Genomic DNA, 13,130 nt, shown 5'->3' with positions numbered 1-13,130 from the left:
TCAACTCTGCCCGATCGCCCGCGTCCCGGCGCAGCGCCCCCCGGCTCGCGGATCAGAGGGCGGACAGAAGCCTGTGAACGTGGAAGAGCGGGTCGGCGCCCACGGGACGGACGGCGACCGTGGTCACGCCCGCCTGCCACAATGCCCTGACGTGCGCGGACGCCTCCTGCGGGGAACCCACCGCCATCGCGACCTCCTCCGGCGCCACCCGCAGGAACGCCGCCTGCTGCTCCGCCGCGGGACGCATGATCTCGCGGGCGTCGTCGCCGACGCAGAGGTAGACGAACGCCACGACCTCGTGATCACCGGTCGCGCCGATGCGCTCGATGACCGGCGGCAGACGTTCCGGGCCGAGCCCCTCGGGGAGGATCGTGCCCTGGGCCACCCGCCCCGACAGGGCCAGCGAGCGGGGACTCACCACTCCGGCGAGGACGGGCGGCGGCTCGGCCGGCGGGTGGACGAGGCGCACGCCGTCCAGGCTCACCTCGCGCCCGTGCACGGTGACGGTCTCGCCGCGCAGCAGCGCCCGTACGGACGTGATCGTCTCCTCCAGCAGCGACAGCGGTGACGAGGCGGCGGCGCCCGCCTGACGCATCCACTCCTGCACTCCGTGCCCGATCCCGGCGGCCAGCCGCCCGGGATGGAGGCGGGCCAGGTTGGCCAGCTCCATCGCCAGCAGCATCGGATTGCGCAGGGGCGCCGGGGTGATGCCGATGCCCACGCGCAGGCGTGCGGTCGCGGCCAGCGCCGTCGCCGCCGAGGAGATCGCGCCCGTCCAGCCGAGGTCCTCCACCACCCACAGGTCGGAGACCGCGGTGCCGTCGAGTTCCCGGGCGAACCGGGGAAGCGACTCCGGCGGAAGGTCGCGGTCGAAGACGACTCCAAGCCTCACGGGCGGCCCTCCAGTGCGTGATATCGGCTCCACGGCCTCCCAAGTATCCAGGACGGAGGCGGCGTGAACGGAAACAGGCACCTGCCGTGAGACAGGTGCCTGTGCCGAAGAGCCGGAGCGTGCCTCCGGCGGACTCGAACCCGACGCCTCCGCGCCGGTCGGGCGGTCAGGCCATCTGGTGCTGCTCCGAGCTGAGGGGAGCGGCGATGTCCTCCAGCGAGCGCCGCGCGGCCTCCACGCCCATGAACCACTGCACCAGCCCCGCCGCGATCATCAGTACGGCGCCGATGACGTAGCCGACGACGACGTTGCCCACGCTCTCGCTCTCCACCAGGCGGCCGAACAGCACCGGCCCGATGATGCCGCCGAGCCCGGTGCCGACCGCGTAGAACAGCGCGATGGCGAGGGCCCTGGTCTCCATCGGGAAGATCTCCGAGACCGTCAGGTAGGCGCTGCTCGCCCCGGCCGAGGCGAAGAAGAACACCACCATCCAGCAGATCGTGAGGGTCACCGGAGAGAGCACCTGCGCGTCGAACAGCGCGGCGGTGCCGAGCAGGAGCAGGCCGGACAGCACGTAGCTGCCCGCGATCATCGTGCGGCGGCCGATGGTGTCGAAGAACCGGCCGAGCAGGACCGGGCCGAGGAAGTTCCCGATCGCGATCGGGATGAGATACCACGGCGTGCTGCCGTCCGGCACCTTGAAGAAGGTCGACAGCACCAGCGCGTACGTGAAGAAGATCGAGTTGTAGAGGAACGCCTGGCCGATGAACAGCGACAGGCCGACCGTCGTCCGCTTGGGGTAGCGCCGCAGCAGCGTCGCCGCGACCTCCGTCAGCGGGGTGCGCTCCCGCTGGGTGATCCTGATCTCCCCGTGCGCGGGTTCGAGCGTCTTCCCGCTCTCGTCGCGGACCTTCGTCTCGATCTCGCCGACGATCTCCTCGGCCTCCCGTTCCCGGCCGTGGATGAACAGCCAGCGTGGACTCTCCGGCACCGTACGGCGGACCAGCAGGATGGCCACGCCGAGGACGGCGCCCAGCCCGAACAGCAGACGCCAGCCGAGCCCCGCCGACAGCAGGCTCGTGTCGAGCGCCGGGATCGCGATGAGGGCGCCGAGCGCCGTGCCCAGCCAGAAGGAGCCGTTCACCACCAGGTCGACCGTGCCGCGCACGCGGGCCGGGATGAGTTCGTCGATCGCCGAGTTGATCGCGGCGTACTCGCCTCCGATGCCGGCGCCGGTGAAGAACCGGCACAGGTAGAAGTACCAGGCGTCGTGGGCGAACGCGGTGGCCACGGTGGCGGCGAGGTAGAGGGCGAGCGTCACCAGGAAGAGCTTCTTGCGCCCGAACCGGTCCGTCAGGTGGCCGAAGAAGAGTGCGCCCAGGCAGGCTCCCGCGACGTACACGCCGGCGGCGACGCCGACCTCGCTGTCGCTGAGCCCCAGCCCGCTGCTCGGGTCGGTGATGCGCGGGCCGATGACCCCGACGATCGTCACTTCGAGCCCGTCGAGAATCCAGACGGTGCCGAGGCCGATGAGCACGAGCCAGTGCCAGCGAGCCCAGGGGAGCCGATCCAGTCGCGCGGGAATGTCGGTGCTTATCTGCGCCATATCGTCCCCTTCTTCGGAAGATATGGCGCCCGACTACCCGATATCGGGCGGGAAATTCACCTCAGACCGTCCAGGCGCCTTCGTTTCCCACACCTCCGGGCGGGGGAACCACGCCGTCGTGCCCGAGCTCGAACCACACGCAGACTCCGGCGCGGCTGGCGGACACGCCCCAGTGCCGGGTGAACAGGTCCACCAGGTGGACGCCACGCCCGGGCGTGAGGTTGGGAGACGTCCAGCAGCCGCAGCCCTGAGTGGACAGCGTGACCCGGGCCGCTCCGGGAGTGGCCAGGACCGACACGCCGTAGCCCGGCGGCCGGCCGCAGGAGTCGGCGTGCCGCAGGGACTCGGCGATCAGCTCGCCGATCAGCTGCACCGCGTCGTCCCGGCAGGGGTGGCCGTCGCCGAGGCGGGCGGCCACGAACCTCCGGGCGGCCCGCACCCGGGAGGGGTCTCCCGAGAAGGGGCGTGAGATCGCGATTCTCCCCGAGAGGTTGAGAATTGTCATCCCGTGATAACTCCCTGTGCACCCGCCTGCCGTCGGGGAATCGAGGCCGATGTAAGACTGCGTTCATCCTGCACTTTGCAATTCGGCTCCGCAATATGGCGAATGCGATTGCATGGTCTCCTTTCGCGAGATAAGGGGGAGCGCGACGCTGCTGGTGCCCGGTCTGCTGCAGACCGAGGACTACGCCCGTGCGGTCATCGGCGCCGCCCTGGTCACGGACCGGCGGAGATCACGCGGCGGGCCGCCGCCCGCATGGAACGCCAGCAGCGCCTATCGGGTCCGGACGCCCTTGAGCTGTGGGGCGTGATCGACGAGCCGGCGCTGCACCGGCAGGTGAGTGGCACTCCCCGGTGATGGCCGAGCAGGTGCGGGGGCTGCGGGAGGCTGCGCGCCAGCCGAACGTCACCGTGCAGGGCCTGCACTTCGACGCTGGCGCCTGTCTCGGCGTGGGCAACGCGTCGGCGATCCTGGCCTTCCCCGACCCCGGCGACGCCGACGTGGTGCTGCTGTCAATCGGCCTGCCTACCAATTGGGGCGGCGAGCTCTACCTGGAGGACCCGGCGGAGATCTGCGGGTACGTCCGGGTCTTCGACCATCTTCGTGCCGCCGCGCTCGGCCCGGAGAAGTCCATGGAGATCATCATCTCGGTCGAGAAGGAGCTGGCAGGACGATGAGCGGACTTGTACCGGCGGACGACCCGGCGGTCTGGCGTAAGGCAGCGCGCTCGAACACCGTCGGCACCAGTGTGTGGAGGTGGCACGGCTGCGTGACGGCCTCGCCGTGCGCGACTCGAAGGAGCCAAGAGGGCCGCGGCTGATGTTCACCCCCCTGGAGTGTGAGGCGTTCGCCGAGGGGGTCAAGGGCGGGGAGTTCGACCTGTCCTGAGCCCGCCTGCGGCCTTTCCGGACGGGCCGGTATGGGAGTCGTCTCACTGGGCAGGAGACCTGGCATGCGAAGAGAAGATGGTCGCTATATCGATATCGACGCGGACGAGCCGGACGTCGCAGGCGAATGGATGCCGTCGGAGACGGATCCGCCGAACGCCGAGCCGGACGACGAGAAGCCGGATGAGCGCTGGGACAAGCCGACAGAGGTGTGAGGAGAACGGTGATGACGATGGGTGTCGACCCCCGGGACCTGGGCGACGAGGATCTGCTCCGCGAGCTGCGCCATCTGCACGAGACCCGGAGCGAGACGTTCTTCCACGGGTCGGACGATGCACTGGAGCGCCACACCTCCCGGACACAAGAGCTGGAGGGCGAGTACCTCGAACGCTACCCGGACCGGCAGGTCGATCCGGAGCGGTTGCGGGAGGGGGCGAGGCAGCGCAGTGCGTGAGGACGAGGAGAGCCTGGGCGACGCCCAGGAGATGTCGGGGACCGAGCTGACGGTCTACGAGGCCGTCGCCGCGCTGAACGTGGACGAGCGTTCCGCGACCGTCTCGGAGGTCGCCGAGATGACCGCGCTCGGCGAGGACGACGTACGGCGGTGCCTCGGCACCCTGGTCGAGGGCGGCAGGCTGGTCCCCAAGGGGGACGCCTACCTCCTCGGCGCGCACGACTGGGGACTCGAATACTGACAGATGGGTGTCCACTTAGGTCCACCAGTTTGCGCTGAGGGGGGCGGGTGACCGTCCCCGCCTGATCACCAGCGACGATGAGGTGCTCATTATCGCGACGGCCCGCACCCGCCCGGAGAAACCGGGCCGCCCGTTCACCCATTAGAGGCTGCGCAAGCTGGCCGCCCACCTTGACCGCAACTCACCCGCCGCGTACGCATCGGGCGAGAGCGGCTACGGCAGATCCTGCACCACCACAAGATTTCCTCTCAGCGGAGGAATTGCAAGCCGCCGCCGGGATGGCATGTCGGAGGGTCACGGCGTGCTCTCGCAGCAAGCCGGCGCATTACGTACGGAGTGTTACGTCGCAAGTAACGCCCGGATGCGCACCTTGGGCGGCGCATCCGGGCGTTACCTAATCTGGTCCGCTGTTTCGTCAGGGACGGATTTGTTCAGATTTCACGAATCACCTCGTATTGCCCGCCGCTCGGACCGACGCACTGCGCGTTGATCCCCTGGGCCGCCCACCAGCCCGCCCTGGCCCAGCAAGCCGCCGCAGCGGCCGCCTGCGTGGAGTAGGTTCCGCCGGGCCCGTATGTGTACGTTCTGTCGAGCGCCCATGAGAGTGGCCGGAGTGCAACGCTCCGCGTTGCTGCGGGGGCGCTCGAAGTAGCGGCATAACCGGGAGTGGTAGCGAACGCACCCAGAGCGAGTGCCGCAGAGACGGTGGCGAAGGCGATTGTGATCTTCTTCATTCTAGCTCCTTTGCTTGTTTTACCTTACCAAAAGCATATGAAGGCGCTCGCGGAGGATCAATACATATCCATGTAATCGATATTTCCTGATTGTTGCGTGTCCTTCTTCTCGCCTGTTGCGCGCCTAGCATTGGAGGCAGGTGATGCGTGGTTCCTGTCTGTCGAGCGTATTGAGCCTTTTCGCCCTGAGTAGCGGTCGTCTTCGGCGGCTTGCAGGACGAGGATGGCCTGCAGGTTCGCGGTGGCGCGTTCGCTGAGGGCTCGAATGCGGGCGTGGGCGCGGTTGACGTCCTTCTGCCCGCGTCACAGCCGTGGGCGGTGCCGGTGGCGTTTGAACGGGGTCCGGATGGTGCCGCCTGCGCCTTGATAGCCCTTGTCGGCGAAAGTCATCACAATGTTGCTGTCCAACGCCTCGATGAGGCCCGGCGGCGGTCAGGTCATGCACCCCCACCAGGAAGGGCAGGAGAGGTCCACACCAGGCGGCCGGTGGGGCCGACAAGCATTTGGACGTTCACGCCGTGACGTTTGTGCTTGACGAGTAGCGGTAATTCCGGTCGGCGAGGGCAGCGAGCAACTTGACAGACTGCTGTCTTACCGGGAACCTTAATTCTCCCTCAACTTTCGGGTTCCTCCGCCCATCCCGACCAGCAAGATCAGGATAAAAACTACTCATCGATGTACGCCCACGGTGGCGATATGTGGGCACGGCACGGTGCCTGCCTTCGAAGTCTACGGTTTTCTACTTGATCGTACTGGGAACTGATCATTCCGGTTGATTAAACGTCTTGAGGCCTGTGCGGTCTAAATGCCCTGCACATAGAAGGCGCCGATCATAGTGGCTATCGACTCGTTTTGGTGTGGTCAGCAGACGGCGACCGCGCCCACTGCGACTCTGCCGGGGTACTGATAACCGGCGGGGATCGAGGACGCGGTCCACGGATTCACGCAGTATGCCCACCCCGAACCATCGGAATACTGATTCAGATAAACACGCCTCTCGCAGGCGCTGTAAAGCCTGACCACGGGCTGGGGAGGGTTCACGTGGTATCCCGCGGCGCAGGAATAGGTGATGCTGATGGCGCTACTGCTGGTGCTGTAGTAGAGGATTACCTGCGTGGGCACGGCATTGGCACTCGGTGCTAGGAAGAAAGATAGAAGTAGGGTGGCGGCAATTGCTCCGATGCGCTTCATCAAGGTTGCTCCCTGTGCATCCGATTACCCTGCTTTGTGAGCTTAAACTGACCTTCCACGGATAATCAAGGGTATCGAGAGGAATTGCGGAGTGTTGCGCCATAATCGCGGAGCGGAGTCGATGCTTATGTGCACTGTGAACACAATTGTGACTCTTTGTCAATGGCGGCGGAGGCTTGGTGACATAGCCTCGACTGAGCTCGAATTGTCTGTTGTCGCGGTGCTGCCGACTTCCATGCGATGGTCTAACCGCGGCGGTCTCACGGCTACGCCGGACCGTCGCCTGCCCTGCTGGCCATGGCCCTGCCGGGCAGCGTCTACGTCTACCAGGGGGAGGAGCTCGGCCTGTGGGAGGTCGAGGATATTCCGGACGACTTGCGCGAGGACCTGATCTGGGCCCGGTCGGGTCACACCGACCCGGGACGCGACGGATGCCGCGTGCCGCTGCCGTGGTCGGGCACCGAACCTCCGTTCGGATACGGCACGGGCGAGCCGTGGCTGCCCCAGCCGGCCGGATGGCGCGACCTCACCGTCGAGGCCCAGCAGCGCGACCCCGGCTCCATGCTGTGCCTGTACCGCTCCGCCCTGCACCTGCGGCGTGAGCTGCTCGGGGAGGGCGCGATGACCTGGCTGCCGGCCGGGAACGACGTGATCGCCTTCCGTCGCGACTCCGGCCTGGTCTGCGTGGTGAACTTCGGCGCGGAGCCGGTGCCGTTCCCGGTCCGGGGCTCGGTGGTGCTGGCCAGCGCGACACCGCCGTCTGGATCACGGAGGAGGCCCTTTGAGAGAGCGGTTCCGGCTGGGGACGGAACCCGGGCCACATCCGCCTATTCGCAGGTCTTGCGTTCCGGGGCGCACAGCTCGGCCTCGGGGTAGCGGGACGAGGGCTTGTCCAGGAGAGGCCGCGGCTCGCCGCGCAGGTGCAGGTCGAGGAAGGCGCGGACGTACGCGCGGGTGATCTCGGCGCCGCGGGCCGCGGACACTGTCCCCGGGACGCCGAGGCCGAGAGCGCCCGCCAGGAGCGGAACGTCGGTGAAGGACTGGTGATCCGCGCCGGGGAGCACGACCCAGCGCTTCCATCCGGTCAGGAGTCTCCAGTCGCGGTCCCAGGAGTTGTCGCGGCCTCCGGGCGCGTGGCCCGCCGACCCCATGAACATGAACGGCCGCGACAGGCCGCGCTTCGGGATCCGGGCGTACGTGGTGCCGTCCATGTCGATCCCGCCGCGTATCCGGGGGTCCTTCAGCATGGCCGCCACGGCGCTCGCCCCGCCGATGGAGTGGCCGACCATCGCGATCCTGGACGCGTCGATCAGCGCGGAGCCCTCCCACCTGGCGCCCCGCCCGGTGAGCCGGTCGAGCACGAAGGACACGTCGGCCGCTCTGACCCCGACCGCTTTCGTGCCGAAACCGGGGTCGCCGTCGCTGTCGCAGGCGACGCACTCGGCGACCCGCCCGCCCGGGAAGGTCGTCGCGTAGTTCTCGTAGGCATGGTCGACGCCGGCCACCACGTACCCACCGGCGGCCAGCTCCTCGGCGAGCGCCGTGAGCGTGCCGCGGGGCATGGTGAAACCCGGGGAGAGCACGACCAGGGGCAGGCCCGCCCTGCGCCCCGCCGGTTCCGCGTCCTGGTAGGCGTTGGTGCGCGTCCTGCTCAGCAGGTCGTACGGCACGCCGGTCACCTTCTTGCCCCTCAGCGTGAGCTCCGACTCCTTCGCGGTCATGTACGGGGCCCGCCGGCCCCCGCTCGCCCGCGTCGGGTACCACAGGGTGACCATGAGCTCCCTGGCCTCCGCCTCCGGCACCCACGGGTCGGGGCGGGAGGCGTCCTTCAGATACAGGGTGGTGGTCCCGACGGGCCGCCCGCCGGCGGTCGGCGCGGGAATGACCGGGACACCGGTGGCGGACGGGCGGGCGGACGCGGCGGCCGGGACGGACCGGGGGAGGGCGGGCGTGGAGCAGCCGGTCAGGGACAAGGCGGTCAGGGAGAGAGCGGTCATGGAGAAGGCGACCAGTCCGGAGGCGGCCGGCAGGCCACCGCGCGGGACCGGCGCCGATCTGACGGCATGACTCATGAAGCATCCGTCCTTTCAGGACATGGCGGGAGACGAGCGCGTCACCCGTGCAGCAGGGCCAGGGCCTTGTCCAGAGCGGGGTCGCGCCCGGCGGCGGCGTCCGCGGGGGTCGGCGGCACGTGGTGGTCGGGTGCGACGCCGACCCGGTCGATCACCTCGCGGCCGGGGGCCAGGTGACGCGTCGCCGGGAACGACAGAATGGTGTTGTTCGCGAGGAGATACGCCCGCGCCGGGCCGGAGACGGCGCCGGCGGTCCGCGTCCCGACCAGCCGGCCGAGGCGCAGGTCCTTGACGGCGGAGCTGAAGTGCTCACAGGCCGAGGCGCAGCCGCGGTCGGTGAGCACCACCAGTGGCAGGCCGAGCAGCGCCACGCTGTCGTCGGTCCTCATGGACTCGCACCTGCCGTCCACCGCGCACTGGTACGCGGTGACCTTGCCGTGGGCGAACCCGCCCAGCAGCCTGTTCGCCTCGTCGGGACTGCCGCCGCCGTTGCCGCGTACGTCCAGCACGACACCGGTGAGCGGGTGACCGGCCCTCATCCTGGAGATCGTCCTGAACACCCGGTCCGCGACGTCGGGCGCGAAGGCGCTCAGCCGTACGTAGGCGACGCCGTTCCCCAGCAGTGCGGACGTCACCACCTGCGTCGTGGCCGGATCGGGCCGGAAGAGACCCGGCTTCAGCGTCACGGTCCAGCGCCGGCCGGTCTTCTGCCGCAGCAATCGGAGCCGTACCGGCCCGTCTTCGGGGTATCGCGGGTACAGCGCGGCGACGGCGGCCGGGGTGACCGTCTGGCCGACGAAGGGCGCCGATCCGTCGACGGCTTCGATGACGTCGCCCGGCCGGAGCCCGGCGGCCTTCGCCGGTCCGCCCAGGACGCCGGTCACGAACAGCGGGGGCAGGGCGGTCCCGGGGTTGACGCTCACCTGGGGGCCGGCGCTGGCCCGCATGCCCAGGCCGTACTGGTCGTCGTCGTAGGAGTCCGGCGGGCGCCGGCCTCCGTGCTCCCAGCGGGCGTGGTCGTCGCCCAGAGCGGTCACGATGGCCTGCAGCGTGGCCTCGGCCAACCTCTCCCTGAGGCGGGCGTCGTCCGGCAGCCGGTCGGTGACCCGCCGGTAGACCGCCTCGAACGCGGTCCAGTCGGCCTTGCGGTCACCCGTGAACGCCGGCACGCCGGCCTCGGGCGAGTCGCGCCCGCTGCGGTTGAGCTCCTGGACGAAGGCAGCGAATCCCGCGGTCAGCAGGGAGCGGTCGTCCAGCTTCGCCCCGCTGTAGTAGCCGGCGAGGACGCAGAAGTACGCCTGCTCGACGACGTCGATCGTGGTGGGCGTCTCCGGCGGCGGATTGCCCCGGGGCTCGGCGCATACGGCCGGACCACCGGTGGCCGTGGCGCCGGGCTCGGTGCGCGGCGGGGTCTGTGCCGCGCAGGCGACCGTCAGGAGGAGGAGCATGCCGGCCGCCAGCGCCCGGGCGGCCGTCACGGACGCCTCCTGATCCACTGGAAACAGAGCGCCGTGAGGGCGAGGGTGAGCAGGGCGTAGGCGCCGGTCTCGATCCACTGCAACGGCCAGAACCGCTCGAACGGCTGGTAGACCGCCAGTTGCCGGTAGCCGAGCCGGTTGAGCTCGGCGAGGCACGCGTCCATGCCCCCGGCTCCCTCCCGCGCCTGCGGGGACGGCGCGCACGGCCCGGAGGTCATGGACACGCGTACGGCGGCGGGGACGCCGTCGGGGGCGGTCACGCGCCCGGACGGGTCGGCGAGGCGGCTGGACAGCACCCAGGCGCCGGTGTGCCCGGGGAGCGCCGATTGCAGGACCACCCGGGGAAACTCCTCGTCGTTCGACTTGCCGAACGAGTCCACGTTCTCCGGGCCGAGCTGGAACGACGAGGTGACCGGAGGCAGGAGGTGGGGCCGGACCGTCAACGGCATGACGATCTGGACCACCGCGAAGACGGCCAGGGTGACGGCCATGGCGGGCAGGGTACGCCTGACGACCAGCCCGGCGGTCACGCCAAGGGCGAACGCGAATGCCGCGTAGGCCATGGGGACGACGCCGCGCGCGCCGAACACCAGGGGATCCATGAGCGTGAAGCCCGGCGCGGCGGACCTGTCCAGAGGAGCGGACCACCAGGTCACCGCGAGACTGCACAGCCCGGCCGCGGCCACGGCGGCCCCGCCGACGACCGTGAGTTTGACGGCCAGCCAGCGGGTGCGGGTGATGCTCTGGTTCCACACCAGCAGGTGGGTGCCGGCCTCCAGCTCGCGGGTGACCAGCGGCGCGCCCCAGAAGAGACCGATCAGGGCGGGAAGAACCAGCACGATGACGGTGGTGGCCTGGAAGGGAGCCTCGTAGTCGTCGAAGAACCGGTCGAAGAAGTGCGGGCAGCCGCCGTCCCGGACGCAGGCGGTGATGCCGGTGGAGTAGGCGGAGGCCATCCCCGGCCCGGTGAGCGCCAGGACGACGGCGAGCACGACGAGCGCGGCGGCGGTCGTCACGGCCGCGCCGCGCAACTGGCGCCAGGTCAGCCAGATCATCGCCGCACCTCCAGGACCGGGCGCCCCTTGGCGGGAGCCGGCCCTTCCATGTAGGCCAGGACGAGGTCCTCCAGGGTGAGCCGGCTGACGGTCCAGGCGGGGTCGTGGATCGGGTCCTCGGTGCGGATGACGAACGTGCTCTGCCGGTCGGTGTGGCTGGCGGAGACGACGTGCTGGCCGGCCGGGAGCCGGTCGGGGTCGCGTCGCGGGCCGGTGAGCCGGTGATGCGTGGCCAGCAGGTCGTCCACCTGTCCCGCGAGCTGGACGCGTGAGTCGACCAGCACGATCAGGTAGTCACATGTCCGTTCCAGGTCGGAGACGAGGTGGGAGGACAGCACCACGCTGAACTCGTGCTCGGCGACGGCCTCCATGAGGCCCTGCAGGAACTCGCGGCGGGCCAGGGGGTCCAGCGCGGCGACCGGCTCGTCCAGGATCAGCAGTTCGGGCCGCTTGGCCAGGCCCAGGGTGAGGGCGAGTTGGGCCCGCTGGCCTCCCGACAGCCTGCCCGCCCGGTGCGCGGGATCGAGGCCGAGCCGTTCGACGCGTTCTCGTGCGAGAGCGGCGTCCCAGCGGGGGTTGAGCCCAGCTCCCAGCCGCAGGTGGTCGGCGACGCTCAGCCCCGCGTAGACGGGGGTGTCCTGGGCGACGAACCCGATCCTGGCCAGCTGCGCCGCCCCGCCGGCCGGACGGCCGCCGAGCACGGTGATGTCTCCCGCGGTCGGCGGAAGCTGCCCGCCTGCCAGCTTCAGCAGCGTGGTCTTGCCCGCCCCGTTGGGGCCCACCAGCCCGACGACGTGCCCGCCCGGGATGTCGAGGGTGCAGTCTCTCAGCGCCCATCGCCTGCCGTACTTCCTGGCCAGTCCCCGGGCCCGCAGGACGGTGGTCATCGGCTCTTCCGAGACCGGACCGGCCAATCCCCTGATCATGCGACGTCCTCCTGAGAGGAGCTCCTGAAGGTGGTCATGAACAGGGCCTCGATGCTCTCGTCGTCGAGGCCGGCCAGACGCGCCGCGGCCAGCCAGCGCCGCAGGTCCTCACGCAGCCGGCCATGCGCGGCCAGGGAGGCGTCGGTCAGCGTCCTGGTGACGAACGTCCCGATCCCCGGCCGTGCGGCCACCAGGCCCTCGTGTTCGAGTTCCCGGTAGGCCTTGAGCACGGTGTTGGGGTTGAGCGCCAGCCGCGCCACGACGTCCTTGACGGTCGGAAGCCGGTCGCCTTCGTGTAGCAGGCCCAGCCGCAGCGCGTGCCGTACCTGCTGGACCAGCTGCAGGTAGGGCGAGACACCGGACCGGCCGTCCAAGTAGAACTCGATCACCATAGCTCCATTTATCTAGGTTCCTAGTACTTTAGACACCTAGATGTTAAGAGATCATAAGGATAGAGAAATCTCCCGCGCGCGAGCCGGAACGGACGCCGACCCCCGATGGAGACTCCATCGGGGGCCGGCAAGGGGGCGGAGGTCAGGCGGGGGGCTTGTCCGCCGCGGAGACGGTGGACAGCTCGACGGTGCAGAAGGCGCAGCGCCGGGCGGCGACGGGGATGTCCGACAGGCACTCGGGGCACTGCTTCTCGGTGGCCTCCTTCTTGGTCTCGAAGAGGGCCAGGAAGCGGCTCATCGGCAGGACGACCAGCCAGTAGACCACCGCGGCGACGATCAGGAACGACAGCAGGCTGTTGACGAAGTCGCCGTACTTGAACACCGCGCCGTTGACGGTGAACGTGTAGCCGGAGAAGTCGGGCTCCTTGCCTCCGGTTATCGCCGCGATCAGGGGCGTGATGAGGTCCTTGACGAGAGCCTGGATCAGCCCGCTGAACGTCGCGCCCACGACCACGGCGACGGCGAGCTCCACCAGGTTGCCCCGCATCAGGAACTTCTTGAATCCGCTCATGAGGAAACGAGGTATCCGGTTTTACCACCGCTATTCAAGGTCTTGACGCGGGTCCGGGGCGGTGCTAAACACTTTCGTCGCCAGGCCGGGCGGGGCGGCACCGCCCACGATTGGGCGGTGCCGCCCCGC

At 69.4% G+C, this 13,130-nt stretch carries 17 protein-coding genes and 2 pseudogenes; 8 read left to right on the top strand and 11 right to left on the bottom strand.

The genetic code is table 11. The features are described from left to right. Nucleotides 1-52: 52 nt before the first annotated feature. The 3 genes from Mam01_RS19480 to Mam01_RS19470 all read right to left on the bottom strand — a co-directional run bounded on the left by Mam01_RS19480 (nt 53) and on the right by Mam01_RS19470 (nt 3,003). Nucleotides 53-892 carry an LLM class flavin-dependent oxidoreductase gene (locus Mam01_RS19480; RefSeq protein ID WP_204286688.1) on the bottom strand — a complete coding sequence of 280 codons (840 nt, stop codon included), beginning with the start codon at nt 890-892 and terminating at the stop codon, nt 53-55. Nucleotides 893-1,058: 166 nt separating this feature from the next. Continuing rightward, nucleotides 1,059-2,498 (bottom strand): MFS transporter, encoded by a 1,440-nt coding sequence (locus Mam01_RS19475; protein ID WP_204286687.1) that lies wholly within the window; start codon nt 2,496-2,498, stop codon nt 1,059-1,061. Nucleotides 2,499-2,559: 61 nt separating this feature from the next. Continuing rightward, nucleotides 2,560-3,003: an ATP-binding protein gene (locus tag Mam01_RS19470; protein WP_150940213.1), complete on the bottom strand. Its 444-nt coding sequence runs from the start codon at nt 3,001-3,003 to the stop codon at nt 2,560-2,562. A gap of 112 nt (nt 3,004-3,115) precedes the next feature. Between Mam01_RS19470 and Mam01_RS37700 the strand changes: the two are divergent. The 7 genes and pseudogenes from Mam01_RS37700 to Mam01_RS19440 form a co-directional block, all read left to right on the top strand. Beyond that, a pseudogene (locus Mam01_RS37700) lies at nt 3,116-3,211 on the top strand (Scr1 family TA system antitoxin-like transcriptional regulator); the annotation flags it as partial. A gap of 44 nt (nt 3,212-3,255) precedes the next feature. Next, nucleotides 3,256-3,357: a hypothetical protein gene (locus tag Mam01_RS37695; RefSeq protein ID WP_373868708.1), complete on the top strand. Its 102-nt coding sequence runs from the start codon at nt 3,256-3,258 to the stop codon at nt 3,355-3,357. Further along, entirely contained in the window at nt 3,357-3,677 is a 321-nt protein-coding gene (locus Mam01_RS19460; RefSeq protein ID WP_204286685.1) for a Scr1 family TA system antitoxin-like transcriptional regulator, read from the top strand. Before Mam01_RS37695 ends, Mam01_RS19460 begins: the two co-directional genes overlap by 1 nt. A 73-nt stretch (nt 3,678-3,750) precedes the next feature. Beyond that, nucleotides 3,751-3,888: a DUF397 domain-containing protein gene (locus Mam01_RS37545; RefSeq protein WP_373868707.1), complete on the top strand. Its 138-nt coding sequence runs from the start codon at nt 3,751-3,753 to the stop codon at nt 3,886-3,888. A gap of 64 nt (nt 3,889-3,952) precedes the next feature. Then, nucleotides 3,953-4,102 carry a hypothetical protein gene (locus Mam01_RS19450; RefSeq protein ID WP_204286684.1) on the top strand — a complete coding sequence of 50 codons (150 nt, stop codon included), beginning with the start codon at nt 3,953-3,955 and terminating at the stop codon, nt 4,100-4,102. An 11-nt stretch (nt 4,103-4,113) separates the two neighbouring features. Then, nucleotides 4,114-4,341: a DUF6158 family protein gene (locus tag Mam01_RS19445; protein ID WP_117408774.1), complete on the top strand. Its 228-nt coding sequence runs from the start codon at nt 4,114-4,116 to the stop codon at nt 4,339-4,341. Then, nucleotides 4,334-4,582 (top strand): hypothetical protein, encoded by a 249-nt coding sequence (locus tag Mam01_RS19440; protein ID WP_204286683.1) that lies wholly within the window; start codon nt 4,334-4,336, stop codon nt 4,580-4,582. Before Mam01_RS19445 ends, Mam01_RS19440 begins: the two co-directional genes overlap by 8 nt. A gap of 917 nt (nt 4,583-5,499) precedes the next feature. Here the strand turns inward: Mam01_RS19440 and Mam01_RS19435 are convergent. Together Mam01_RS19435 and Mam01_RS19430 are read right to left on the bottom strand one after the other, a co-directional pair. Continuing rightward, nucleotides 5,500-5,849: pseudogene (locus tag Mam01_RS19435) on the bottom strand (transposase family protein); the annotation flags it as partial. 328 nt (nt 5,850-6,177) lie between these two features. Continuing rightward, nucleotides 6,178-6,507 (bottom strand): hypothetical protein, encoded by a 330-nt coding sequence (locus tag Mam01_RS19430; protein WP_204286682.1) that lies wholly within the window; start codon nt 6,505-6,507, stop codon nt 6,178-6,180. Between the two features lie 297 nt (nt 6,508-6,804). Here Mam01_RS19430 and Mam01_RS19425 point away from each other — a divergent pair, with 297 nt between their 5' ends. Then, entirely contained in the window at nt 6,805-7,383 is a 579-nt protein-coding gene (locus tag Mam01_RS19425; RefSeq protein WP_204286681.1) for an alpha-amylase family glycosyl hydrolase, read from the top strand. On the opposite strand, the gene Mam01_RS19420 is transcribed toward Mam01_RS19425, so the two are convergent. The 6 genes from Mam01_RS19420 to mscL all read right to left on the bottom strand — a co-directional run bounded on the left by Mam01_RS19420 (nt 7,335) and on the right by mscL (nt 13,001). Continuing rightward, entirely contained in the window at nt 7,335-8,579 is a 1,245-nt protein-coding gene (locus Mam01_RS19420; protein WP_239101436.1) for an alpha/beta hydrolase family protein, read from the bottom strand. The genes Mam01_RS19425 and Mam01_RS19420 overlap by 49 nt on opposite strands. 41 nt (nt 8,580-8,620) lie before the next feature. Then, the gene (locus tag Mam01_RS19415; RefSeq protein ID WP_239101435.1) at nt 8,621-10,057 is read right to left on the bottom strand and encodes a S41 family peptidase; all 1,437 of its coding nucleotides are present in this window, start codon (nt 10,055-10,057) and stop codon (nt 8,621-8,623) included. Then, the gene (locus Mam01_RS19410; RefSeq protein ID WP_204286680.1) at nt 10,054-11,112 is read right to left on the bottom strand and encodes an ABC-2 membrane transporter-related protein; all 1,059 of its coding nucleotides are present in this window, start codon (nt 11,110-11,112) and stop codon (nt 10,054-10,056) included. The genes Mam01_RS19415 and Mam01_RS19410 overlap by 4 nt, the downstream gene beginning before the upstream one ends. Further along, a complete protein-coding gene (locus tag Mam01_RS19405; RefSeq protein WP_204286726.1) occupies nt 11,109-11,999 on the bottom strand; it encodes an ABC transporter ATP-binding protein in 891 nt (296 codons plus the stop codon). Before Mam01_RS19405 ends, Mam01_RS19410 begins: the two co-directional genes overlap by 4 nt. A gap of 35 nt (nt 12,000-12,034) precedes the next feature. Further along, nucleotides 12,035-12,430 (bottom strand): GntR family transcriptional regulator, encoded by a 396-nt coding sequence (locus tag Mam01_RS19400; RefSeq protein ID WP_150940239.1) that lies wholly within the window; start codon nt 12,428-12,430, stop codon nt 12,035-12,037. 142 nt (nt 12,431-12,572) lie between these two features. Next, a complete protein-coding gene (gene mscL, locus Mam01_RS19395; protein WP_150940240.1) occupies nt 12,573-13,001 on the bottom strand; it encodes a large conductance mechanosensitive channel protein MscL in 429 nt (142 codons plus the stop codon). Between the last annotated feature and the right edge of the window lie 129 nt (nt 13,002-13,130).

The sequence above is a fragment of the Microbispora amethystogenes genome (assembly GCF_016863015.1).
Lineage (GTDB): Bacteria > Actinomycetota > Actinomycetes > Streptosporangiales > Streptosporangiaceae > Microbispora > Microbispora amethystogenes.
The sequence above is the reverse complement of the archived record's forward strand: the minus strand, read 5'-3'. Positions and strand labels throughout refer to the sequence as shown.